This is a genomic window from Azospirillum sp. A1-3 (assembly GCF_023806445.1).
GTDB lineage: Bacteria > Pseudomonadota > Alphaproteobacteria > Azospirillales > Azospirillaceae > Azospirillum.
Genome location: NZ_JAMSLU010000005.1, coordinates 611,426 through 635,228, shown reverse-complemented (window position 1 = coordinate 635,228; position 23,803 = coordinate 611,426). Strand labels below are relative to the sequence as shown.

General features: G+C 67.7%; 23 protein-coding genes. 11 read left to right on the top strand and 12 right to left on the bottom strand.

Annotated features, from left to right (window positions below; genetic code table 11):
- Window positions 1-32 precede the first annotated feature (32 nt).
- Entirely contained in the window at window positions 33-1,418 is a 1,386-nt protein-coding gene (ehuR, locus tag M5E06_RS27495) for a MocR-like ectoine utilization transcription factor EhuR (protein WP_252140963.1), read from the bottom strand.
- Window positions 1,419-1,507: 89 nt separating this feature from the next.
- On the opposite strand from ehuR, the gene M5E06_RS27490 reads away from it, so the two are divergent.
- The 3 genes from M5E06_RS27490 (at window position 1,508) to M5E06_RS27480 (ending at window position 5,059) form a co-directional block, all read left to right on the top strand.
- Window positions 1,508-2,014, top strand: a complete 507-nt coding sequence (locus tag M5E06_RS27490) for an Lrp/AsnC family transcriptional regulator (RefSeq protein ID WP_252140962.1) — start codon at window positions 1,508-1,510, stop codon at window positions 2,012-2,014.
- A 142-nt stretch (window positions 2,015-2,156) separates the two neighbouring features.
- On the top strand, window positions 2,157-3,650 hold the full coding sequence (locus M5E06_RS27485) for an NAD-dependent succinate-semialdehyde dehydrogenase (RefSeq protein ID WP_252140961.1): 1,494 nt from the start codon (window positions 2,157-2,159) through the stop codon (window positions 3,648-3,650).
- A gap of 29 nt (window positions 3,651-3,679) precedes the next feature.
- A complete protein-coding gene (locus M5E06_RS27480; RefSeq protein ID WP_252140960.1) occupies window positions 3,680-5,059 on the top strand; it encodes an aspartate aminotransferase family protein in 1,380 nt (459 codons plus the stop codon).
- Between the two features lie 17 nt (window positions 5,060-5,076).
- On the opposite strand, the gene M5E06_RS27475 is transcribed toward M5E06_RS27480, so the two are convergent.
- The 3 genes from M5E06_RS27475 to M5E06_RS27465 are packed head-to-tail and all read right to left on the bottom strand — an operon-like array spanning window position 5,077 to window position 6,786.
- A complete protein-coding gene (locus M5E06_RS27475) occupies window positions 5,077-5,838 on the bottom strand; it encodes a YkgJ family cysteine cluster protein (RefSeq protein WP_252140959.1) in 762 nt (253 codons plus the stop codon).
- Window positions 5,839-5,854: 16 nt separating this feature from the next.
- Window positions 5,855-6,328: a YchJ family protein gene (locus tag M5E06_RS27470; protein ID WP_252140958.1), complete on the bottom strand. Its 474-nt coding sequence runs from the start codon at window positions 6,326-6,328 to the stop codon at window positions 5,855-5,857.
- A 32-nt stretch (window positions 6,329-6,360) separates the two neighbouring features.
- The gene (locus tag M5E06_RS27465) at window positions 6,361-6,786 is read right to left on the bottom strand and encodes a YqaA family protein (protein WP_252140957.1); all 426 of its coding nucleotides are present in this window, start codon (window positions 6,784-6,786) and stop codon (window positions 6,361-6,363) included.
- A gap of 195 nt (window positions 6,787-6,981) precedes the next feature.
- Between M5E06_RS27465 and M5E06_RS27460 the strand changes: the two genes are divergently transcribed.
- Together M5E06_RS27460 and M5E06_RS27455 are read left to right on the top strand one after the other, a co-directional pair.
- A complete protein-coding gene (locus tag M5E06_RS27460) occupies window positions 6,982-7,251 on the top strand; it encodes a metal-sensing transcriptional repressor (protein WP_252140956.1) in 270 nt (89 codons plus the stop codon).
- Between the two features lie 9 nt (window positions 7,252-7,260).
- A complete protein-coding gene (locus M5E06_RS27455) occupies window positions 7,261-8,154 on the top strand; it encodes a nickel/cobalt efflux transporter (protein WP_252140955.1) in 894 nt (297 codons plus the stop codon).
- Between the two features lie 6 nt (window positions 8,155-8,160).
- On the opposite strand, the gene M5E06_RS27450 is transcribed toward M5E06_RS27455, so the two are convergent.
- The 3 genes from M5E06_RS27450 to M5E06_RS27440 all read right to left on the bottom strand — a co-directional run bounded on the left by M5E06_RS27450 (window position 8,161) and on the right by M5E06_RS27440 (window position 11,043).
- Window positions 8,161-8,892, bottom strand: a complete 732-nt coding sequence (locus tag M5E06_RS27450; protein ID WP_109156305.1) for an SDR family oxidoreductase — start codon at window positions 8,890-8,892, stop codon at window positions 8,161-8,163.
- A 67-nt stretch (window positions 8,893-8,959) separates the two neighbouring features.
- On the bottom strand, window positions 8,960-9,955 hold the full coding sequence (locus tag M5E06_RS27445; protein ID WP_252140954.1) for a 2-keto-3-deoxygluconate permease: 996 nt from the start codon (window positions 9,953-9,955) through the stop codon (window positions 8,960-8,962).
- A 242-nt stretch (window positions 9,956-10,197) separates the two neighbouring features.
- Window positions 10,198-11,043 carry a fumarylacetoacetate hydrolase family protein gene (locus M5E06_RS27440; protein WP_252140953.1) on the bottom strand — a complete coding sequence of 282 codons (846 nt, stop codon included), beginning with the start codon at window positions 11,041-11,043 and terminating at the stop codon, window positions 10,198-10,200.
- A 152-nt stretch (window positions 11,044-11,195) separates the two neighbouring features.
- Between M5E06_RS27440 and M5E06_RS27435 the strand changes: the two genes are divergently transcribed.
- Window positions 11,196-11,879, top strand: coding sequence for a GntR family transcriptional regulator (locus tag M5E06_RS27435; protein WP_252140952.1), 684 nt, complete (start codon window positions 11,196-11,198; stop codon window positions 11,877-11,879).
- Between the two features lie 47 nt (window positions 11,880-11,926).
- Window positions 11,927-12,577, top strand: a complete 651-nt coding sequence (locus M5E06_RS27430) for a class I SAM-dependent methyltransferase (protein ID WP_252140951.1) — start codon at window positions 11,927-11,929, stop codon at window positions 12,575-12,577.
- On the opposite strand, the gene M5E06_RS27425 is transcribed toward M5E06_RS27430, so the two are convergent.
- Window positions 12,510-13,235, bottom strand: coding sequence for an aspartate/glutamate racemase family protein (locus M5E06_RS27425; RefSeq protein WP_252140950.1), 726 nt, complete (start codon window positions 13,233-13,235; stop codon window positions 12,510-12,512). The two genes, M5E06_RS27430 and M5E06_RS27425, sit on opposite strands and share 68 nt — an antisense overlap.
- Window positions 13,236-13,367: 132 nt before the next feature.
- On the opposite strand from M5E06_RS27425, the gene M5E06_RS27420 reads away from it, so the two are divergent.
- The 3 genes from M5E06_RS27420 to M5E06_RS27410 all read left to right on the top strand — a co-directional run bounded on the left by M5E06_RS27420 (window position 13,368) and on the right by M5E06_RS27410 (window position 16,536).
- Window positions 13,368-14,081 (top strand): GntR family transcriptional regulator, encoded by a 714-nt coding sequence (locus tag M5E06_RS27420; RefSeq protein WP_252140949.1) that lies wholly within the window; start codon window positions 13,368-13,370, stop codon window positions 14,079-14,081.
- A 94-nt stretch (window positions 14,082-14,175) separates the two neighbouring features.
- On the top strand, window positions 14,176-15,213 hold the full coding sequence (locus M5E06_RS27415; protein WP_252140948.1) for a phosphotransferase: 1,038 nt from the start codon (window positions 14,176-14,178) through the stop codon (window positions 15,211-15,213).
- Window positions 15,214-15,219: 6 nt separating this feature from the next.
- Window positions 15,220-16,536, top strand: coding sequence for an aspartate aminotransferase family protein (locus tag M5E06_RS27410; protein ID WP_252140947.1), 1,317 nt, complete (start codon window positions 15,220-15,222; stop codon window positions 16,534-16,536).
- A 6-nt stretch (window positions 16,537-16,542) separates the two neighbouring features.
- On the opposite strand, the gene M5E06_RS27405 is transcribed toward M5E06_RS27410, so the two are convergent.
- The gene (locus M5E06_RS27405; protein ID WP_252140946.1) at window positions 16,543-17,514 is read right to left on the bottom strand and encodes an MBL fold metallo-hydrolase; all 972 of its coding nucleotides are present in this window, start codon (window positions 17,512-17,514) and stop codon (window positions 16,543-16,545) included.
- A 156-nt stretch (window positions 17,515-17,670) separates the two neighbouring features.
- On the opposite strand from M5E06_RS27405, the gene M5E06_RS27400 reads away from it, so the two are divergent.
- Window positions 17,671-18,597, top strand: coding sequence for a LysR family transcriptional regulator (locus M5E06_RS27400; RefSeq protein ID WP_252140945.1), 927 nt, complete (start codon window positions 17,671-17,673; stop codon window positions 18,595-18,597).
- A gap of 10 nt (window positions 18,598-18,607) precedes the next feature.
- On the opposite strand, the gene M5E06_RS27395 is transcribed toward M5E06_RS27400, so the two are convergent.
- The 3 genes from M5E06_RS27395 to M5E06_RS27385 all read right to left on the bottom strand — a co-directional run bounded on the left by M5E06_RS27395 (window position 18,608) and on the right by M5E06_RS27385 (window position 23,723).
- On the bottom strand, window positions 18,608-20,944 hold the full coding sequence (locus tag M5E06_RS27395) for an Orn/Lys/Arg family decarboxylase (RefSeq protein ID WP_252140944.1): 2,337 nt from the start codon (window positions 20,942-20,944) through the stop codon (window positions 18,608-18,610).
- Between the two features lie 132 nt (window positions 20,945-21,076).
- Window positions 21,077-22,792: a methyl-accepting chemotaxis protein gene (locus M5E06_RS27390; RefSeq protein WP_252140943.1), complete on the bottom strand. Its 1,716-nt coding sequence runs from the start codon at window positions 22,790-22,792 to the stop codon at window positions 21,077-21,079.
- 304 nt (window positions 22,793-23,096) lie between these two features.
- Window positions 23,097-23,723, bottom strand: coding sequence for an SH3 domain-containing protein (locus M5E06_RS27385; protein WP_252140942.1), 627 nt, complete (start codon window positions 23,721-23,723; stop codon window positions 23,097-23,099).
- Window positions 23,724-23,803: the final 80 nt, after the last annotated feature.

Here is a 23,803-nt window from a genome sequence, read left to right as displayed (position 1 = left end):
GACAATTCTGGAGAGTCTTACCTCTGCTCTCTTCAGATCGCCAGCAGCACCGGCTCCGGATCGCTGTTCAGCAGATTGACGATCACGCGCAGGCCGGCGTGAAGCTCCGCCTCGGTGGTGGAGCCGATGGAGACGCGCAGCGCGTCCGGCCGCGTGCCGGGGCCGATGGCGAAGGCCGATCCGGGCGCCAGCGCCACCCCCTGATGACGGGCATGCGACACGAAGGTCGCCTCCGGCCGTCCTTCGCCCAGCGGCAGCCACAGATGCAGCCCTTCGGGATGGCTGCGGTGGGGGATGCCCTTCAGGATCTCCGCAGCCAGGGCGTGGCGGCGGTGCAGCGCCTTGCGCTGCCACTCCACCATCTCCATCGCGAATCCGCTTTCGACCCAGCGGGTGGCGATCTCGGCGACGATGGGCGTCGCAATCCAGTTGGTCACCAGATGGCGGTTGGTGACGGCGGCGAGCAGCCGGTCGGGAACCACCAGATAGCCGGTGCGCAGGCCCGGCATCACCGTCTTGGTGAAGCTGGTGACGTAGAGCGTCCGTTCCGGCGCCAGGGCCGCCAGCGGCGGTCGGCGGTCGCTCAGCAGGGGGCCGAGCGGGTCGTTCTCGACGATCGACAAATTGTGGCGCTGGGCCAGCCGCGCGATCTCGGCCCGCCGGGCCTCGCCCATGTGGGTGGCGGTGGCGTTAATCGGGTTCGGCATGACGAATAGCGCCTTCGCCGTGCCGTCGCGGCAGGCGGCGTCGAGCGCGTCGGGACGGATTCCCTCCTCGTCGATGGCGACGCCGCGCAGCTTGATGCCGAGATAGGAGGCGAGCGGCAGCAGCGTGTGGTGCCCGACCTCCTCCGTCACCACGGTCGATCCCGGTGGGGCGGCGGCCATCAGGGCGATGGTCATGCCGGCGGTGGCGCCGTTGGTCAGGGTGACGTTGGCCGCCGTGGTCTCCACCCCGCAATGGCGCAGCCAGGACACCGCCGTCGCCCGGTGGCGGGCGAACAGGGTGTTGGGACGGAAGGACAGCACCACGGCGGGCGGCAGGCTGGCGGACAACTCCACCAGCGCCTGCCGCATCGCCTCCACATGCAGCGGCTCGCACACCGGCTTCAGGATCGACAGGTCGATCACCTCGTCGGTGCGCTGAGGGATGTAGGGCGGATCGACTTCGGTTTGCGCGGCGCGGATGAAGGTGCCGCGCCCGGTCTCCCCGCTGATCAGGCCGCGCCGGATCAGCTCCTCATAGGCGCGGCTGACGGTCTGGACGGAAATGCCCAATTCGTCGGCAAGCTGCCGGTGGGTGGGCAGCTGGTCGCCGACCGCCAGTTGGCCTTGCGTGATCGCCCGCTGCACCTGATCGGCCAGCGAGAGATAGACAGGCCTGCTCAAAGCCGATGCATCGGGGTGCCACTTTGTCATGCAACATTTCTGCTGGAAATCATCACATTTGACAATCCCGGAAAGCATGGACATCGTCGGTTGTCACTTTTCCAGAGGCGGCCGGCCCCATGCCTGACCTGAAGCTCGATCCCATCGACCTGCGCATCCTGTCGGAAATCCAGCGTGACGGCCGCATCACCAAGCTGGCGCTGGCCGACCGGGTGGGGCTGTCGCCGACGCCCTGCTGGGTGCGGCTGCGCCGGTTGGAGGAGGCCGGCATCGTCACCGGCTATCACGCCCGGCTGGCGCTGCGGCAGGTGACACCCTTCGCCATGGCGCTGGTGGAGGTGACGCTGGGCAGCCACCGGCAGGCCGATTTCGACCGGTTCGAACGGGCGGTGCGGGCGGAACCCGGCATCGTCTCCTGCTGGTCGGTCGGCGGCGGGCTCGATTACGTCCTGCGGGTGGTGGCGCGCGACGTCGATGCCTATCAGCGGATCATCGACCGGCTGCTGGAGGGCGATGCCGGGATCGACCGCTATTTCACCTACATCGTGACGCGGACGGTGAAGGACGATGCGGCGATGCCGCTTGAGGCGCTGATGGAGGAACCGGGCGGGTCCGTTTCGCCCTGACGGAGACTTTCTCTTCCACCCTGCCCCGGCAAAGAGACACTCTCCGCCACACCGGCCCAGTTCGGACACAGTCTCCACCGCATCACCGCTAGACTCCGGAACACCGGCGCTTCGGCGCCCAACCTGTTTCCCGGAGGTGTCCATGACCGCGCAGCTGTCCCGCCTGGACCGTCACGACGCCGTCAGCCGCCTGACCGACCGCCGGCTGCTGCGCGAGCTCGCCTATATCGGCGGACGCTGGACCGCGGCACCCGACGGCGCCACCTTTCCGGTGACCGATCCTGCCAGCGGACGGACGCTCGCCCAGGTCGCGGCGCTGGACGCCACCCAGGCCACCGCCGCCGTCACCGCGGCATCGGCGGCGTTCCCGGCCTGGAGCGCCCGGCTGCCGCAGGACCGCGCCGCCCGCCTGCGCGACTGGTTCGACCGCATCACCGCCGCCAAGGAGGACCTCGCCCTGCTGATGACGCTGGAGCAGGGCAAGCCGCTCGCCGAATCGCGGGGGGAGATCGACTATGCCGCCTCCTTCGTCGAGTGGTACGCGGAGGAGTCCAAGCGGGTGGGCGTCGAAAGCATCGCCAGCCACCTGCCCGGCGCCGAAATGCTGCTGCGGCGGGAAGCGCTGGGCGTGGTCGGCATGGCGACGCCGTGGAACTTCCCGTCGGCCATGCTGACGCGCAAGGCGGCGGCGGCGCTCGCGGCGGGCTGCACCGTGGTGGCGCATGCGTCCTCCGAGACGCCGCTGTCGGCGCTGGCGCTGGCCGAACTGGCGGAGCGGGCGGGCATCCCGGCCGGCGTGTTCAATGTCCTGACCGGCGATCCGGAGCCGCTGGTCGGCGCGCTGTGCGACGACGCCCGCGTCCGCGCCATGAGCTTCACCGGCTCCACGGAAATCGGCAGCCGCATCGCCGCGCGTTGCGCCCCGACCATGAAGCGACTGGTGATGGAGTTGGGCGGCCATGCGCCGCTGCTGGTCTTCGCCGACGCCGACCTGCAGCGGGCGGTGGACATCGCCATCGACGCGAAGTTCGCCACCTCCGGCCAGGACTGCCTCGCCGCCAACCGCATCTATGTGCAGCGCCCGCTCTACGACTCCTTCTGCGCCGCCTTCACCGCCCGCAGTGCCGCATTGCGCGTCGGGCCGGGGCTGGAGTCGGAGGTGCAGATCGGACCGCTGATGAACGAGCGTGCGGTCGTCAAATGCGCACGCCACGTCCGCGATGCGGTGGATCGCGGCGCCCGCTGCCTGACCGGCGGCGAGGTTGATCCCGCCGGCCCGCTGTTCTATCGCCCGACCGTGCTGGCCGACGTGGCGCCGGACTCGCTGATCCTGCGCGAGGAAACCTTCGGCCCGGTTGCCGCGATCCTGCCCTTCGATGACGAGGCGGAGGTGGTGGCCCGCGCCAACGACACCGAATACGGCCTCGTCGCCTATCTGGTGACCCGCGATGCCGGCCGGATCCTGCGCCTGTCGCGGGCACTGCAATACGGCATGGTGGCGGTCAACCGGGTGAAGATCACCGGCGCGCCGGTTCCCTTCGGCGGCATCAAGCAATCCGGCCTCGGCCGCGAAGGCTCGCGCCATGGGCTGGAGGCCTTCACCGAGCTGAAATACGTCTGCCTCGACGCCGCCTGAACCAAGACTCATATCGGGAAAGAAACGTCATGACCGACCTGACCAACGAGCTGACCGCCTGGGACCGCGACCATTTCTTCCACCCGTCGACCCACATGGCGGCACATGCCCGCGGCGACACGCCGACCCGCGTCGTCACCGGCGGCGAAGGCGTCTACATCTCCGACCGTGACGGCAAGCGCAGCCTGGACGCCTTCGCCGGCCTCTATTGCGTCAATGTCGGCTATGGCCGCCGCGAGATCGCCGACGCCATCGCCGAGCAGGCCGGCAAGCTCGCCTATTACCATGCCTATGTCGGGCATGGCAGCGAGCCGTCGATCACGCTTGCCAAGATGATCATCGACCGCGCGCCCGCCGGAATGTCCCGCGTCTATTTCGGCCTGTCGGGATCGGACGCGAACGAGACCAACATCAAGCTGGTCTGGTATTACAACAACATCCTCGGCCGGCCGGAGAAGAAAAAGATCATCTCGCGCTGGCGCGGCTATCACGGGTCGGGGGTGATGACCGGCAGCCTGACCGGGCTGGAGCTGTTCCACAAGGCCTTCGACCTGCCGCGCCCGCCGGTGCTGCACACCGAAGCCCCCTATTACTTCCGCCGCACCGACCGCAGCATGAGCGAGGAGCAGTTCTCCCAGCATTGCGCCGACCAGTTGGAGGCGATGATCCTGGCGGAGGGGCCGGAGACGGTCGCCGCCTTCATCGGCGAACCTGTGCTGGGCACCGGCGGCATCGTCCCGCCGCCCGCCGGCTATTGGGAGAAGATCCAGGCGGTGTTGAACAAGTACGACATCCTGCTGATCGCCGACGAGGTGGTGACCGGGTTCGGCCGGCTCGGCAGCATGTTCGGCTCCGACCATTACGGCATCAAGCCCGACCTCATCACCATCGCCAAGGGCCTGACCTCCGCCTATGCGCCGCTGTCGGGCGTGATCGTCGGCGATCGGGTGTGGAAGGTGCTGGAACAGGGCTCCGACCAGCTTGGACCGATCGGCCATGGCTGGACCTATTCGGCCCATCCGCTCTGCGCCGCCGCCGGGGTGGCGAACCTGGAACTGATCGACACGCTCGATCTGGTGACCAACGCGGGCGAGACCGGCGGCTATCTCCGCGCCGCGCTGACCGACGCGCTGGGCGGACATCCGATGGTCGGCGATGTGCGCGGCGAGGGCATGCTGGCGGCGGTGGAGTTCGTCGCCGACAAGGATGACCGCCGCTTCTTCCCCGCCGAGGCGAAGGTCGGGCCGCGCCTGTCCGCCGCACTGCTGGAACGGGGCGTCATCGCCCGCGCCATGCCGCAGGGCGACATCCTGGGCTTCGCCCCGCCGCTCTGCCTGACGCGGGAGGAGGCCGACATCGTGGTGTCCGCCACCGCCAAGGCGGTGAAGGCGGTCGCGGCCGAACTCTGACGGAAAAGATCGGGGGGCTACTTCCGCCGGGCGAGCCCCTCCATCTCCTTGGCCCATCCGCTGTAATTGCGGTGGTAGTCACGCAAGGCCGGATCGTCCTTCGTCCGCTCCGCCATCGCCCGGAACAGCGGGGCCTGGGCGGCGGCGATGTCCACGGCATCCGGCCGGCGCGTGGCGGTGAGGAAGGAGGACAGGCTGGTGACCAGATTGCCGCCGGTCGGCTTGCCCGCCAGCTTCGCCAACTCGTCGACGATCCACGGCATGTATTTCAGCATATAGTCGGCGTAACGCTGGATCGCCGGTGCCTGGTCGAGCAGATCGCTCCGCTCGCGGTCGAAATCCGTGCGGTCGAGGATCGCGTGATCGGCATAGACGACCGGCGCCGTGGCCGAGGTGTCGCACTGCCAGCCCTTGCGCGGGATCAGCAGGTCGGCCTGATCCTTCTCCTCGCGGTAGGGGTAGAAGGGCATGGTGCGGCAGCGCGACGGCTTGGTCTCATGGATGCCGCACAGCCCATCGTCCTGCAGTTCCGGACAGGGGAAGGAGGTCGGCAGATAGGCGGTCGGCACGATCAGCACCGCCACCGTCTTGCGGTTGGGCAGCCGCACCGTGGCGCCCAGCCGGGTCGCCAATTCATAGGACCGGGCGTTCGACCGCACCGGCGTCCACACCATCGCCAGCGGGAAGCGGCCGGCATGGGCGACGGCATCCGACAGCGTCAGCGGCAGCCAGCCGTGGCAGCATTTGCCGCAGGCGGTGCAGGAGAAACGCGGTTCCATGGCGGCGCCCCTCCGGTCACTTGCCGCAGCAGGCTTTGTATTTCTTGCCGGATCCGCAGGGGCAGGGCTCGTTGCGCCCGACCTTGACCACGCGGCGCGGTTCGCCCTTCGGGTTGACCTCGCCACTGACATAGAGCCACCGCCCATCCTCCCGGCGGAAGCTCGCCCGCTCGTGGTGGCGCATGTCATTGCCGTCCTTACGGAAATGGATCTGGAACTCCACCACCCCGCTGTCGCCCTCCTCGCTGGCGCGCAGGATGTCGAGCCGCTGCCACTCCGACTCCTCCGCCACCCGCTCCGCCTCGCCGCGGTTGAAGTCGTCGCGGATTTCCGGAGCATGGGTGCGCTCGACATGGTCCAGCTCGTGGCGGACGAAGGCGGTGTAGCGGGACCGCATCAGCGCTTCGGCGGTCGGCGCCGGCTCCCCGGCCAGAATGGGGCCGCAGCAGTCTTCGAAGGAACGGCCGGAGCCGCAGGGGCAAGACGACATCGTTGGTCCTCGGTTAAAATGCAGCGAAGCTATCAGAAGGCGACCACCAGCGCCACGTAACGGGCCGCCTTGCCGATGGTCACCAGCAGCAGGAACACCCAGAAATTCTCCCGCAGGATGCCGGCGACCAGGGTCAGCGGGTCGCCGATGAAGGGCGCCCAGGCCAGCAGCAGCGACCACACCCCCCATTTCTGATACCAGGCGGTGGCGCGGTCGATCAGCGAGGCCTTGACCGGAAACCAGCGGCGGTCGCGGAAGTGGATCAGGTAGCGGCCGAGCAGCCAGTTCACCACCGACCCCAGCACATTGCCGGCGGTGGCGACCAGCACCAGCGTCGACGCCGAATGGGTCCCGGCCATATGCATGCCGGCCAGAATCACCTCCGACTGGGCCGGCAGGATCGTCGCCGCCACCAGCGCGGCGCTGAACAGGCCGGCCAGACCGGCGAAATCATCCATAAGACCTCCGTCGGATCGGCGGGTGCGGATGCCCGGCCCGCGCGTCACCGAGGCGATCCTATCCAGGGGGATAGAGCAAGATCAGGGGCGCGGTCAACTCCGCCCGACATGCTGCGCCATCAAAGCACAAGCAGCGGATCGGCCGGCGCCGTCATCGGCCTTGCCATATCCTATCCGGGGGGATACCATTTCGGCATGAGCACTCACCACAGCCACCCCGACATCTTCAAGCGCCTCAAGCGGGCGGATGGGCATCTGCGCGGCATCATCGAGATGATCGAAGCCGGCCGGCCCTGCCTCGACCTCGCCCAGCAACTGCATGCGGTGGAAAGCGCCGTGCGCGAGGCCAAGAAGGTGCTCATCCACGACCATCTGGATCACTGCCTGGACGCGGCGGTCGACGCCACGCCCGCCGAGGCGCGGGCATCGATCGCGGAGTTCAAGGCGATCACGAAATACCTGTAGAGACCCGCGATGCCCGAGTTCTCCGCCCTTCTGCAGCAAGGCGCCGCCAATGCCTGGCTGTTCATCCCCAGCGCCATCCTGCTTGGCGCGCTGCACGGGTTGGAGCCAGGCCATTCCAAGACGATGATGGCGGCCTTCATCGTCGCCATCCGTGGCACCGTCGGCCAGGCGGTCCTGCTCGGTCTGGCCGCGACGGTGTCGCATACGGCGGTGGTGTGGGCCGTGGCGCTGGGAGGGATGTGGATCGGCCGCGGCTGGAATGCCGAGACGACCGAGCCCTATTTCCAGCTCGCCTCGGCGGTGCTGATCGTCGCGGTGGCGCTGTGGATGGCTGCGCGGACATGGCGGGACCAGCGGCACGAGACGGCCGGACATGCTCACCATCATCATGGCCATGACCATGAGCATGCTCATCACGGTCACAGTCACAGCCACGGCGGGCATACCCATGCTCCCGCCGGCGCACTGGACCTCGGACAGTCAGGCTATCAGGACGCGCATGAACGGGCGCATGCCAGCGATATCCAGCGCCGCTTCGCCGGCCGGCACGTCACCACCGGACAGATCGTGTTGTTCGGCCTGACTGGTGGACTGATCCCCTGCCCGGCGGCCATCACCGTTCTGCTGCTGTGCCTCCAGTTGAAGGAGGTCACGCTCGGCGCCGCGCTGGTCGTCTGCTTCAGCATCGGTCTGGCCCTGACCCTGGTGGCCGCCGGGGCGGTGGCCGCGCTGGGCATGCGCCATGCCGAACGGCGCTGGTCGGACGCCTTCGGCAAATTCGCGCGGCGTGCCCCCTACCTGTCCAGCGCCGTCATCATCCTGGTCGGGATCTATGTCGGCGTCCATGCCCTGCAGGGGCTCGGGCTTACGCTGGCCTGGGCCGGGGGATCGCACCTGTCGTGACGTCCTCTACATCGCCCAGCCGCCGTCGATGATGTGGATCTGGCCGGTGGTGTAGGTCGCGGTCGCGAGGTGAAGCGCCAGTTCGGCGATCTCCTCGGGCTGGCCGATGCGGCCGATCGGCTGGCGGGCGATGAAGGCGGCGCGGGCGGCCTGGTAATCGCCCTGGGCCGACAGCCGCTCCTGCAGCGACGGTGATTCGACCGTGCCCGGACAGATGGCGTTGCAGCGGATGCCCTTCGCCACATAGTCGGCCGCGACCGACTTGGTCAGCCCGATGACCGCCGCCTTGGTGGTGGTGTAGGCGAAGCGGTTGGGCACCCCCTTCACGCTGGATGCCACCGACGACATGTTGATGATGCAACCGTCGCCGTGTTCCAGCATGGCGGGCAGCACCGCTCTCGTGGTGCGGACCAGCGCCTTGACGTTGAGGTCGAGGGCGAATTCCAGCTCATCGTCGGTCATCTCCAGAATCGTGCCGTTGTGGACCACACCGGCGCAATTGAACAGGATGTCGACGCGGCCGATCTCGCCCAGGACCGACCGCACCGCCTGATCGTCAAGCACGTTCAGCACCCGCGTTTCGATCCCCTGCCCTGCCAGTTCGGCGAGCTTGGCGCCGTTGACGTCCGTGGCGACGACGTTCGCGCCTTCGCGGGCGAACAATTCGGCGGTCGCGCGGCCGATCCCCTGGGCCGCGCCTGTGATGACGGCGGTCTTGCCGGTCAGCTTTCCGGTCATGGTCCAACTCCTGAAAACGGGACGTGATGCGTGGGGTAACGATTCTTGTGGAAGGATGGTCGCGGCGTCAGTCCACCGGTGTCGCCCCGACCGGCATCAGCGGGGTGTCGGCACGGTTCGTCTCCGCCAGTCCCTGGCCGAATCGCTTGTACCAGAGGCCGGTGATGATCGGCACGGCGACGGAGGTGACGATGATGCAGATCGCCACCAGCACGGTGGCATCGGCTGCCGCGGGGGCGAATTGCGGGGCGACGGCGGCGATCGCCACAGGGTTGGCGGCAGCCGCGCCGGCGGTGGAGGAGGCGGCGATGCCGGCGGTGCCGGTGCCGCGGCCGATGATCTTGTCGGCCAGGATCAGCGGAATGCCGGTCAGCACGATGACGCCGAGCGCCAGCAATACGCCCAGCCCGAGCAGCGGCGAGAACAGCGTGCCGAGATTGATGGTGTTGCCGAGCGCAAAGGCAAAGAACGGGATCATCAGCTGGCCGCCCGGCGCGAACAGGGCGCGCAGCTTCGGATCCAGATTGCCGAGCGCGAAGCCGACCAGGAAGGGCAGCACGGCGCCGATGAAGATCTGCGGTTCGAAATGCGCGGCGCCGGACGCGCCGAGGATGATCATGCTCATCAGCGGACCGGATTCGATGGAGGTCAGCACGAAGGCGCCGGCCTCCTCCTTGGTGCCGTAGGTCTGCATCAGCGAGGCGTAGAGCCCGCCGTTGGTCATGTCCATGGCGCAGACGATGGCCAGGATCGACAGTCCGGCGAAGAATCCGGTGTGAATGCCTTCGGGCGGGATGAACTGCGACATCACCAGCACGATGATCCAGGCGGCGATCAGCTTGGTCAGGACCAGCGTGCCGGATTTGCGCAGCACCGTTCCGGTGGCGCTCAGCTTGATCGACGCGCCCATGCAGAAGAACCACACCGCCAGGATCGGCACCACGCCGGTCATGATCCCCTGGGTGAAGCCTTTGAAATAGGCGGGCGCCTCCGGCACGAAGGTCTTGCACAGTGCACCGAGCAGCAGCGGCACCAGCATCAGGCCGCCGGGAATCCGATCCATTCTGTCTTTTATGTTCATGGGGCGTGTCCTCCACAAATCCCGGCCACAAACCTTGGCCACAAATCTCGGATGGATGAGCGGGCGCAATCCCGCGCTACGGCGAGTTCCCGCTTTCTGCATTGACTGGAATGGCGGCGATGGGACGCCGAAAGGCCGGGACGGGCGGGGTGGCCGAACTGGAGACCGAACCCGCGCGTCGCCGGAAAAGAAGGACCGCGACGGATCGCGGCCCGGATGTCAGGTCAGGTGGCGGCGACGCGCTGGTTCTGCACGCCCAGCCCCTGGATTTCGACGCGGATGCTGTCACCCGGCTTCAGGTAGCGCGGCGGCTTCATGCCCATGCCGACGCCCGGCGGGGTGCCGGTGGTGATGACGTCGCCCGGCATCAGCGTCATGAACTGCGAGATGTGGGAAACCAGGAACGGCACCTGGAAGACCATCGTCCGGGTGGAGCCGTTCTGCATGGTCTGGCCGTTGACCGACAGCGTCATAGCAAGGTTGTGGACATCCTCCACCTCGTCCTTGGTGACAAGCCAGGGGCCGAGCGGACCAAAGGTCGGACAGCCCTTGCCCTTCGTCCATTGCCCGCCGCCGCGCTCCAGCTGATAGCCGCGCTCCGACACGTCGTTGCACACGCAATAGCCGGCCACGTAATTCAGCGCGTCGGCCTCCGACACGTAGGAGGCGCGCTCGCCGATGACGATGGCGAGTTCGACCTCCCAGTCGGTTTTCTCCGACCCCGGCGGGATCAGCACGGTGTCGTCCGGGCCGACGATGCAGGACGGCGCCTTGTTGAACAGCACCGGCTCCGCCGGGACCGGCATGCCGCTTTCCGCCGCATGGTCGGCATAGTTCAGGCCGACGGCGATGAAGTTGCCGACACCGGTCACGCACGGTCCCAACCGCACCGCGCCCGAGACCAGCGGCAGGTCATCGGCCGCGATGGACCGGAGCCTCTCCAGGCTGCTTTTATTCAGAGAAGAACCGTCGATGTCCTTGACAACCGACGACAAGTCCCGGATGGAACCGTCCTTGTCGATCAGGCCCGGCTTCTCTTCTCCCGGAGCCCCGAAGCGAACGAGTTTCAAAACGTCGTCTCCTTGCGCCGACCAGCTTTGTGGTCATCTTTTCAGGATTGCTGCGTTAACATACAGTTTCCACGGATCATATATGCTGTCAATGGTTTTCGAATGAGGATAGGATTTTCGAAAATGTGGGTGCCGGTTTGGAGGGAGCAGTCATGAAGGACCGTGCCGAGGCACGCACACTGGCGGGCGATGCCTATGCCGTCATTCACCGGGCCATCCGGTCCGGCGTGCTGCAGCCCGGCCAGCGCCTGCGCTTCGCCGAATTGCAGGCGCTGTGCGGCATGAGCGTTTCGCCGGTGCGCGAGGCCCTGGTCCGGCTGACCGCGGAAGGCTTCACCGTCTCGGACGATCACCGCGGTTTTTCGGTGGCCCCGCTATCGGTCGCCGATCTGCTGGACATCGTCGCCACCCGCAAGCTGCTGGAGGGCGAGGCGCTGCGCCTGTCGATCGAACTGGGCGACTCGGAATGGGAAGGCCGGCTGCTGGCGGCACACCACATGATGTCGCGCCTGCCCCGCGAACGCGACGACCTGCCGACCGTCATCCGCGAGGATTGGGACCTGCGGCATGCCGATTTCCACCGCATCCTGATCTCGGCCTGCGGGTCGCCGATCCTGATCGAACTGTGCGAGAAGCTGTTCGTCCGGGCCGACCGGTACCGCCGCCTGTCGGTCAGCGTGCCCAAACAGGACCGCGATGTGGTTCGCGAGCATGAGCGGATCATGACCTGCGCGATAGACCGCAATGCCGAAGAGGCGGTGGCGGCCCTGAGGGATCACTACCAGCGCACTGCCGACGCCGTTCAACAGCTGTTCGAGATGCAGGAGGCGCTCTGAGCCGTCCCATGTTCAAGTGACAGGTTCACGTGAAAGGCAAGGAGACCATGGCCATATACAGCCACCACATCCTGCCCCGGCTGATCAACTGGGTCATGGGGCAGGCGCTGCTCGCGGAGGCCCGCTCCAGGGTCGCCGGGGAGGCGCGCGGGCGTGTTCTGGAGATCGGCATCGGGTCCGGCCGCAACCTGCCCTTCTATGGCGCGGCGGCCGAAGAGATCGTCGGAGTCGATCCCTCCGCCGAACTTCTCGCCATGGCCCGCCACGCCGCGGCGCAGTCGCCCCGTCCGGTGAGTTTGGTGGAACAGACGGCGGAACGCTTGCCGTTCGAGGACGACAGCTTCGACACCGTGGTCGTGACCTGGTCCCTCTGCAGCATACCCGACCCGTCCGCCGCCCTGACGGAGGCGCGCCGGGTGCTGAAGCCGGCCGGGGAGTTGCGCTTCGTCGAGCATGGCCTTGCCCCGGCTCCCGCCGTTCGGCGCTGGCAGCATCGCCTGACGCCGCTGTGGTCGCGCTGTTCGGGCGGCTGCCATCTGGACCGCAAGATGGACGACCTGATCCGCGCGGCCGGTTTCGAGATCACCAACCTGACGGAAAGCCATCTGCCGGGCCCGAAGATCATGACCTTCATGTATGAGGGAACGGCGGTGCCGTCAGGCGGCGCAACGCCTCCACCGCCGCCGCGGGCGTGGTGAGCACCGGGACGGCCAGCAGCGGCTGCAGCCTCGCCTGGGCACGCGCCATCGAAAACTGGCCGAGGATGACGACATCGCAGCCCGCCAGCTGCCCGGCGGTCTGAGCCACACGGTCGTCATGGTCGTCGCCGTCACCGCTTTTCAGTGCGGCCAGCGCGCCGTCGGCGATGGCGACGGTGACCTCGATCCGGCGGCCGGCGGCTTCGGCCATCGCCAGCAGCTCGGTGCGCAGCGAGTCGGCGGAGGGGCCGAAGCTGACGACGATGCCGATCCGGCTGCCGATCGCTATCGCCGCCTCGAATGCCGACTCGTTCGGCCGCAGAACCGGGATCGGCAGGCGCGGCTTGACCGCGTCGATGGCCGGGGCGAAGGCGGAGCAGGTGAACAGAATCCCCGCCGTCCGCCCGCCCGCTCCCACCGTGCCGGCCGCATAGTCGGCCAGCGTCCGGAAGCGCTCCATCATCGCCTCGTCGAGCCGGCCGGCCTCGGCCAGATCGACGGCGAGCGAGGTGTCGAGAAAGTCGAAGATCCGCGCCTCCGGCCAATGCGCGCGGAAGGCGGCCCGCGCCGGAGCCACCGATTCCTCCAGCGCATGGATCAGCGCGATGCGCGGCCCTTGCGAGCTTGCCGTCCTATCGGCGGTCGTCTCGGCATTCATGCGCTCTCTCCCTCTTGTGCCTTCCGTCGGGCAGGTACGGACATGACGTGCGACGGCACTTGACCTCAGCCCGCTCTCGTCTCAATATGATGCATCATACAGCAAAAGCGGACGACGGGTGAAGGGCAGACGATGAGCGGGTTCGACCTCACCCTTCTTGAACACGACAATCTCGGCAGCACGATTTACCAGCGGCTGTGCGAGGCTCTGATGAAGGGCGTGTTCAAGCCGAACGATCGGCTGAAGATCCGCGATCTGGCCGAACGGCTGGGGACGAGCGTCACCCCGGTGCGCGACGCCATCCTCCGTCTGGTGCAGGATCAGGCCCTGGTGCTGCGCTCGCCGCGCGACATCCGCGTTCCGATGCTGACCCGCGCCGCCTATCTTGAGATCCGGGATATCCGCGTCAACCTCGAAGGGCTCGCCGCCGCGCGCGCCGCGGAAAAGGCCACGCCGGCCGAGATCGCGCTGTTGGAAGCCCTGCTGAAGCACAATGAGGATGCGATGACCGCCGGCGACACCGCGCGGGCCACCGAACTCAACCAGATCTTCCATTTCAAGCTGTCGGAAATCGCCGACATGCCGGTGCTCGGCGACATTCTGCGGCGGCTTTGGCTCCAGATGGGACCGCTGATCGCCGATGTTTATGGCGGCGCCGGACGCACGATGATCGACCACCATTACCCGCTGATGGAGGCCATCCGCCGTCACGACGGCTTGGCCGCCGCCCACGCCATCCAGGCCGACATCCTGCTGGCCAGCGGCCCGATCCTGGAGCGGATCGACGGCGCGACCGCCAATCCCGCCCCTGCCCCTGCCCCTGCGCGCAGGGCGCTGGTTTCCTGAAGCCTTTCCCCATTTATCGGTTACCGAGGCCGGTTCGTTCATGACGATGATGCATCAAACATTGAAAGCTTCGAGCAACGAGGAGAGTGCGGTCATGACGCAGCCTGATGTTCTGACCACCGCCGCACCGCCGATCTCCGCGATCGAGGCCGGCGCCATGATGCAGCGGTGCTTCGGGGTGACCGGCAGCATCCGCGAACTGAGCAGCGAGCGCGACCGCAACTTCCACATCATCACCCCCGATGGGAAAGGGTATGTGCTGAAGTTCACCAACCCGGCGGAACCGGCGCTGGTCACCAGCTTCCAGACCGGGGCGATGCAGCATGTGGCCGTCCGCGACCCGGCCCTGCCGGTGCCGCGCGTCGTGCCGACGCTGGATGGAGAGGCGCAGGCGACGGTCCGGGTCGACGGCCACGCCATGATCCTCCGCCTGCTGACCTATCTCGACGGCACGCCGCTCCACGCGGCGCCGGCCTCACCGGGGCAGATGCGGGCGCTGGGCACGACGCTGGCCCGGCTGGATCTGGCGCTGGCCGACTACGAGCATCCCGGCTCGGAGCGCGACCTGCTGTGGGACATCACGCGCACCGCCAGCGTCGCCGACCGGCTGCATTATCTGGCGGACGGCCCGCGCCGCGGGATGGTGGAGCGCTTCATCGCCCGCTTCGCCGATCAGGTGGCGCCGCGGCTGCCCACCCTGCGGCATCAGGTGATCCACAACGACCTCAACCCGCACAACGCGGTGGTCGATCCGGTCGGGCATGAGGAGGTCACCGGCATCATCGACTTCGGCGACGCGCTGAGGGCGCCGCTGGTCAACGATCTGGCGACGGCCCTCGCCTACCACGTCACCAGCGGCGAGACGCCCTTCGGCTCCGTGGTCGAGATGACCGGTGCCTACAGTGCCGTGCTGCCGCTGACGGCGGACGAGGTGGAGTTGCTGCCCGATCTGGTGGCCGCCCGCCTTGCCCTCACCATCGCCATCACCGGCTGGCGGGCTGCCGAATATCCGGCCAACGCCGCCTACATCCTGCGGAATGCCGAACGCGCCTTCGCCGGCCTGGAAAAGCTGACCGGCGACGAGGCCGCCACCGCGCGTCGTCTGCTCCATCGCGCCTGCCAGAGAGTGTGACCCGTCATGACCATGATCAACGCCTATGCGCCCGACTCCGCCGGTTCCCTGCCGGAGCGCGAGCGCGCCCTGATCGCCCGCCGCGAAAAGCTGCTCGGCCCGGCCTACCGGCTGTTCTACGCCGACCCGATCCATGTGGTGCGGGGGGAGGGTTCGTATCTGTTCGACGCGGACGGCAACCGCTATCTCGACGCCTACAACAACGTCGCCTCGGTCGGGCATTGCCGACCGGAGGTGGTGGAGGCGATGGCGAAGCAGGCGGCCGTGCTGAACACCCACACGCGCTATCTGACCGACGGCATCCTCGACTTCGCTGAAGCCTTCCTGGCTGAGTTCCCGGCGCCGCTGTCGCATCTGATGCTGACCTGCACCGGCAGCGAGGCCAACGATCTGGCCCTGCGCGTCGCCCGCCATCACACCGGCGGCACCGGTGTCGTCATCGCGCACAACGCCTATCACGGCGTCACCTCGGCGCTGGCGGAGATGTCGCCGTCGCTGGGCGGTGCGGTGAAGCTGGGCGACCATGTCCGCGTCGTGCCGGCCCCGGACAGCTACCGCATCCCGGAGGCCGAGATCGGCGCCGCCTTCGCCCGTTCGGTCGAGGAGGCCATCGCCGATCTGCGCGAGAAGGGCATCGCCCCGGCGGCGCTGCTGGTCGACACCATCTTCTCCAGCAGCGGCGTCTTCACCGATCCGGCCGGCTTCCTCGCCCCGGCGGTGGAGGCGATGCGCAAGGCCGGCGGCATCTTCATCGCCGACGAGGTCCAGCCCGGCTTCGGCCGGCTCGGCACCCACATGTGGGGCTTCGCGCGCCATGGGCTGGTGCCCGACATCGTGACGGTCGGCAAGCCGATGGGCAACGGCCATCCGGTGGCGGGGGCGGTGTTCCGGCCGGAGGTGATCGAGGCGTTCGGCCGCAGCCAGCGCTATTTCAACACCTTCGGCGGCAACCCGGTGTCCTGCGCCGTGGCGCTCGCCGTGCTGCGCGTCATCAAGGCGGAACGGCTGCAGGAGAACGCCCTGACCGTCGGCACGCAGATGATCGAGGGCCTGCGCGCGCTCGCCGCCAAGCACGAACTGATCGGCGACGTGCGCGGCAGCGGCCTGTTCATCGGCGTCGAGATGGTGCGCGACCGCAAGCTGAAGACTCCCGCCCCGGAGGAAACCGCCCGCGTGGTTAACGACATGCGGCGCCGCCGGGTGCTGATCAGCGCGACCGGACAGGAGGGGCACATCCTGAAGATCCGGCCGCCGCTGGTGTTCTCGGCCGACGACGCCCGGCTGTTCCTCGCCACGCTGGACGAGGTGCTGGCGGCGCTTTAGCCGGCCTCACTCGCGGTTGCGGTATTCAACCGGCACCCAACGATAGGCCTCGCCGTCGCGCCGCAGACGGCCGAGGCCGGGGAAGCTGAGATGGGCGGCGGCGGTCAGTTGGCCGCTGTCCGCCTCCTGGGCGAAGCGCTTCAGACGCTGTGCGCGTGCGGCGTCCTGGTCGATGTCGAAGGCGACGGTGGCTTCCGGATGCGGGAACTGCACCGGGCCGACATGGATGATATCGCCCCAGAACTCGATGGTCTCGCCGCGGCTGGTCACCCGGTAGAAGGCATGGCCGGACGTGTGGCCGGGGGTGGGAATCGCCGTGACCCCCGGCAGGATTTCGGATTGCCCGGTGAAGGGCTTGACCTTGCCGGCCTTGACATAGGGGCCGACGGTGGCGACCGCCTCGTCATAGTGTCGGGGCTGCAAACCCTTGGCCGTGTTGTCGCGGTTGAGGAAGAAGTCCAGATCGGCCTGCCCGACATGAAGGGTGGCGTTCGGAAACACCATCCGCCCGTCCAGCGCCAGCCCGCCGGAATGATCGGTGTGGATGTGGGTGAGGAGGATGTCGGTCACCTGATCCGGTCGGTAGCCGGCCGCGGCCAGACTGACCGGAAGCTTGCCGCCATAGGGTCCGAACAGCTGGCCCGCCCCAGTATCGACCAGCAGCAGGCGCGACCCGGCGTCGATCAGGAAGGCGTTGATGGAGGTTTCCAACGGATCGCGCTCGAACCGTTCAGCCAACAGCGCGTCGATGCGCTCCAGCGGCAGCCCCTTGACCAGCGGCTTGATGCCGAGAGGTAGCGTGCCGTCGCTGAGCGCGGTGATGCGGAGATCGCCGACGGTAAAGCGGTAGACGCCGGCCGCGGCGGGTTGGGCTGCCGATTGGGTGACCGACTGTGTGGCTGCCGTCTCGGCGGCATGGCCGGTAGGGATGGCGGCGAACAGCAGGCCGGCGGCCAGCAGAAGCATTTTCGAATTCATCGTGGCTGTCCTTGGTGCGATCCGGGTGTCTGGTGCTGCGGCGGCGTTCATTTCCACCGCTGCACAGGACCATCACCTAGCACCGGCCGGACGGCTTGATTACCCGCCGGCTTTGGGCAACATTGTGCCGAAATCCTATCCAATCGGCAGGCGCGGATGCAGGACCTGGGCGACACCATCGCCTTCGTGAAGGTGGTGGAGGAAGGCAGCTTCACGAAGGCCGCCCAGCGGCTGCGGCTGCCCAAGACGACGCTGAGCCGCAAGGTGCGCGACCTCGAAAGGCGGCTCGGCATCCAGCTTCTGCACCGGACCACGCGCCGCATCGGGCTGACCGAGGCGGGGACCGTCTATTTCGAGCGCTGCCGGCGCATCGCCGACGAACTGGAACAGGCCGAGAGCGCCGTCGCCCAGCTTCGCGACGCGCCGCGCGGCTGGCTGCGGGTCACCACCCCGCCATCCTTCGGGATGAAGGTCATCGCACCGCTTCTCCCCGCCTTCCGGACCCGGTATCCCGATGTCCGGATCGATCTGGTGCTCAGCCACCTGAATTTGGATCTGGTGGCGCGGGACATCGATCTGGCGATCCGGATGGGGGCGCTGCAGGACTCCGCCATGGCGGCCCGCAAGCTGGGCGTCCTGCCGCGCCATGTCTACGCCGCCCCATCCTATTGTGCTGCCCATGGCACGCCGGCCCACCCCGAAGAGCTGGTCCGGCATCTGACGCTGGCGAACATGACCGCCCGGCGCTCCTCCGGCTATGGCTGGCGCCTGTTCCGAACCGAAGGGGGCCGCGATGCGGAGGAGCTTGATGTCGTCATCGATCCGGTGATGGCGGCCGACGATCCGGAAATGCTGGTCCCGACGCTGCTGGCCGGTGGCGGGCTGGCGCTCGCCACCGACTTCGCCATGCGGCCGTACCGGTCGGCCGGGCAGGTGGTGCGGGTGTTGGACGGCTGGAAGGGATCGGATGTCGACCTGCACGCGGTCTTTCCCGGCGGGCGGATCCAGCCGCCGAAGGTGCGGTCCTTCCTGGATTTCCTGGTCGAGCGCATCGACCTGGAGGACGGCAGCGGTCAGGGCTGAGCGCTGCCCGTCACTCCCTCACCACATAGGTGAAGTAGCGGATCACACCCTTCGCGTCGGTCTCGCGGTACAGGCCCTGGATTTCGTTGTCGAAGCCGGGGAAGCGGTTGGCGCTTTCCTGGAAGACCTTCAGGTAGTCGATCATCGGCTTGGCCCGCTCGTCCAACCTTTCGCCGGGAACGATGGTGGCGATGCCCGGCGGGTAGACGACCCACAGGGTGGTGGCGATGCGGCCGGCGATCTCGTCGATCGGCAGGTAATCGACAGTGTTGCGCACCAGATGGCGCGTCGCCTCGCGCGGCGGCATCGCCATGGTCGGCAGATGCTCCGGCCGGAAGATGGCGCGCTGCAGGGCGCTGGTGTTCTTCTCCCGATAGAAGGCGTGCATCTCGGCGCAGAGGTCGCGCAGGCGCCGGCCCAGATAATGGGCGCGCCGCTTGGCGACGAATTCGGGGATGACCTCCTCCAGCGGGGCATTGTCGTCGTGCAGTCGCTTGAAGGCGACCAGACCGCTCAGCAGGGTGCCGGCCTTGCTCGATTCCACGCCCGGCGTCAGCAGGAACAGCAGCGAGTTCAGGTCGTTCTTTTCCGGAACGATGCGGTTCTCGCGCAGATATTGCGCCACCACCGGCGCCGGAATGCCGTGGTCGCCGTAGGCACCGCTGTGACGGTCGAAGCCGGGGGTCAGCAGCGTCAGCTTGTTGGGGTCGGTCATGGCATAGCCCGGCCCGACATGCTGGAAGCCGTGCCAGTCGGCGCCGGGGGCGAATTCCCAATGGCGCACATCGGTCGCCAACTCGTCGGTCGGCACCTCCTCCCACGCGGTCGGGACGCCGTTGCGGGTGACGCGGTCGGGCACGAAGGGATCGAAGAACCAGCGCTTGGCCGGGTCGCTCTCGCGCTCTTCGAACTCGCGGCGGATGGCGCGGATCTTCTTGCGCAGCTCGATGCCCAGCCGGATCGTGTCGTCCCACAGCACCTCGCCCGACCGCCCCTTCATCATCTGCGCGCCGACATCCAGCGAGGCGAACAGCGGGTAGAAAGGTGAGGTCGAGGCGTGCAGCAGGAAGGTCTCGTTGAAGCGGCGATGCTCCACCCGGCGGCGCTGGCCCTTGATGTGGTTGTCCTTCACATGGATCTGCGAGGCCTGCGAGAAGCTGGCCAGCTGCTTGTGGGTGGACTGGGTGGCGATGATGCCGGGATGGCCGTCGTTCAGCCCTTCCAGCCCCATGGCGAAATGGCCCTTGAACAGCGGGTGGAATTTCAGGAACCCGGCCCAGGCCTCGTCGAACAGGATGTAGTCGCAGAGCTTGCCGATCCGCTCCAGCATCATCTGGGCGTTGTAGATGGTGCCGTCGTAGCTGCATTGCTGGATCACCGCGGCGCGGAAGGGGCGTTCGCGCTTCCAGGCGTCGGGGTCCTTGACCAGCGGGTTGCGGCGGATGCGCTCGCGGATCACCTCTTCGTCCAGCGCCTGCGGGTCGATCGGGCCGATCAGGCCATGGGCGTTGCGCTCGGTCTCCAGGAAGATCGGAATGCCGCCGCCCAGGAACAGGCCGCCGTGATGGGCCGCCTTGTGGTTGTTGCGGTCGAACAGCACGAGGTCGTCTTCCGCCACCAGCGCCGACAGCACGATCTTGTTGGAGGCCGAGGTGCCGTTCAGCACGAAATAGGTGCGCTCGGCCCCGAAGATGCGGGCGGCCTCCTTCTGCGCCTGGAGCGCCGGCCCCTCATGGACCAGCAGGTCGCCCATCTCCAGCACCGAATTGTCGATGTCGTCGCGGAACACCGCCTCGCCCAGATGCTCGACGAAGATGCGGCCGATCGGGCTGCGGCTGTAGAAGATGCCGCCATTGTGGCCGGGGCAGGTCCAGAGCTGGTTGCCCTCCTCCGCGTAATCGACCAGCGCGCCGAAGAAGGGCGTCTTCAGCGTGTCGGCATATTGCTTCAGCCGGCTGACCAGATTCTTGGCGATGAACTCCGGCGTTTCCTCCGCCAGGAAGATGTAGCCGTCGACCTGATTGAGCACGTCGACCGGGATGTTCTCCAGCCGCTGGCGGCGGACCAGCAGGATGATCGGCATCTCCAGCCCGCGCTGGCGGGCGAAGGCGATCAGCGAGGCCTGCTTGCCGTCGGCGCCGCGCTTGCCCCAATCGACGATCATGCAGCCGATGGCGGCATCGGTGCGGATCGCCAGCTCGGCATCCTCGACCCGGCGGGCGCGCACCACCTCGAAGCCCATCCGCTCCACTTCCGACAGGATCTGCTGAAGCCGCATGCCCTCCAGTTCGTCCACCTCGAAGGCGGGGGCACAGACAAGGAAGTTGAAGCGGCGGAAGAAATCCATGCGACGGGTCTCCGGAAGGACTTGGCGGATCGGCCCCGCCGGACGATCGTCCGGCGTGGGCCGCCTCGCGCCGGCGCGTCACGCTACAGCAGCACCGTGACAGATGTATGACGCCCGGACCGGATGGACCGCTCAGGCAGCCCGGATGGAGGAGAGGAAAGCGGCGACCTGGGTATGCAGCGACGACGCCTCGCCGGACAGGGCGGCGGCTGCGGTCTTGACCTGATCGGCCGCCGCCTCGGTGTCGCGGGCCGCCGCCTCCACACCGCCGATGTGGGTGGACACCTGGCTGGTTCCCTGCGCCGCCTCCTGGGTGTTGCGCGCGATCTCCCGCGTCGCCGCGCTCTGCTGCTCGACGGCGGCGGCAATGGTGGCGGAGATCTGGCTGATGGAGCGGATCGTCGTCCCGACATTGCGGATCGCCGCGACCGTCTCGCCGCTCACCGCCTGGATTTCCTGGATCTGCGCGGTGATCTCCTCCGTCGCCCGCGCGGTCGAGGTGGCGAGGTTCTTCACCTCCTGGGCGACGACGGCGAAGCCCTTGCCCGCCTCTCCCGCCCGCGCGGCCTCGATGGTGGCGTTCAGCGCCAGCAGGTTGGTCTGGCTGGCGATTTCGGTGATCAGATGGGCGACCTCGCCGATCCGGGCGGCGGCGGCGGACAGTCCCTCGACGGTCGTGTTGGTCTGCATCACCTGCTGCACGGCCTCGCCGGCGACGCCGTTGGCCTGCTCGATCTGGCGGCTGATCTCGGCAATCGACGCGGTCAGTTCATCGGCGGCGGCCGCGACCGTCTGCACGTTACCGGACGCCACCTCGGAGGCGTTGGCTACGGCGGCGGTGCGCTCGTGCGTCGACTCCGCGGTGCGGTTCATCAGCTGGGCGGTCTGCTGCATCTGGTCAGCGGCATTGGTCAGCACCGTGAGCTGCCCGGTGATTCCGTTCTCGAAATTGGCGATCAGCCCGTCGACGGCCTGCCGGCGCCGGTCCTTCAGCGCCGCCTCCTCATGCTGCTGCGCCTCCAGACGGCGCATCTCGCGCGCGTTGTCGCGGAAGATGTGGAGCGCGTGCGCCAGCGTGCCGACCTCGTCGCCGCGCCCCTGGTCAAGGGCCTCCAGCTCGACCTCCAGATCGCCGCGCGACAGCCGCTCGGTCGCCGAGGTCAGGCGGGTCAGCGGGCGGGAGACGTGACGCTGGACGATCCAGACCAGCAGACCCAGAGACAGCGCGATGCCGAGCACCGATCCCAGCGATTGCCAGAACAGGGCGGCGTCATAGACCGCATCGCCGCTCCGTTGGGCGGCCTGCATCTCCTCCTTGGCGGCGGCGACCAGCTTGTCCGACTCGCCGTTGATCTTGAAGCGCACGTCGCGCATCTCGCCGAAGATCACCTGGAAGGCCTCGTCCTTCTTGCCTTCGGCCGACAGGGCGATGGCCCGCTGGGCCAGCCGGTCGTAATCGCCCGACAGGTCCTGGATGTCCTTTGCCGGCTTTGCGATGGCCGGCGTCGGGTTGGTCTCCAGAATCCGCTTCGAATAATCCAGCACGGCGGCCAGACGCTGCTGGTAGCGTCCGCGGATGGTCTTCACGTCCTCCGCCTTGGTGGCGAGCACGGCGTTGGATGTGGCGATCGCTGTGACGTTCAACTCGCTGTTCAGGCGCAGCGCCATCTCCAGACGTGCCGCATCACGCTCGACCAGCTGAACGTTCCGTTCATGCAGGGTGGAGAGCGACGCCAGGCCATACACCGCGATCCCGACGGCGATGGCGGCCAGCAGCAGCGACGGCCCCATGATCTTGGTGACGAGGCGCGTGCGGATGGGCGACACGGAGGTTAGCGACACGGACATGGGGGTGCACCTTTTTGAACTCGATCGACCGGACGATTGCCGTGCGGGCTACGCACTCTGATGTCAGTGTCTAGTCCAATTATTGCGGCCCGGTTTACATATGGCGGTATTTTAGGAAATTTGGGTGCGGTCGCTGCAGATGGAAGGCCGGACGACGCTGGTCCTGCGCCAACAAGCCGCACATTGGACAGGAGCCGCGCCGGGAGGGCCGCGTGACGTCGCATGGACGCCCAGCCCGAATGATCGGCACCACACGCGGAGTCGGGCCGATTCGATCAGCCCGAGTCCAAGGCCCGTCCTCGGGTCAGCGAGACGGGTTCAGCGTCGGCATGGTCAGTTCGGGCCCCTTCGCGGCATCGGCGATGGTGATGGCGGCCGGCCCCTGGGGTCCCAGCGTCACCGTCACCGGACGGCCGTTGTTGTAGTTCTTCCACATCTGGTACAGGGCCAGCACCGCATACATCTTGGCGTCGCGGCCGGTGTTGTAGGACCATTCCTGGGTCGGCACGACCCGAAGGGCGCCGTTGCCGGCCTGGTCCACCTTGTCGGCGAAGTGGTAGCCGAGACGCTCGCCGATGGTCGCGACCAGCCCGTCAAAACCGGGCGACAGCCGCTCGAACCCGGCCTGCGCCGGTGCCGCCTCCCCACCACCCAGCGTGCTGGCGGTCTGCCGCTTGACGAGGTCGGAGAACAGCCAGCCCTCTTCCCCGGTGCGCAGCACCCGGACGCCCAGCCAGTTGCCTTCCCGCCGCAGCTCGACCACCTCGCCGCCGCGCGCAACGGTGGACCGCACCGCCGCATCATCGGAAGGGCCGGCGCGCAGGTTCACCTTCTCCCCCACCACCGCATGGACGTCGCCGGATGCGGCAAGCGCCGGCATTCCCGCCAGTCCGAGTGCCGCAACCAGGACCATGATCGTCTTGCGTGACATGACCGTTCCTCCCGCTGTTGTGCCGGTACGCTCCGTTTCGCGAACAACACCCGGCAAGGCGCGGATGATCCATTGGCCGT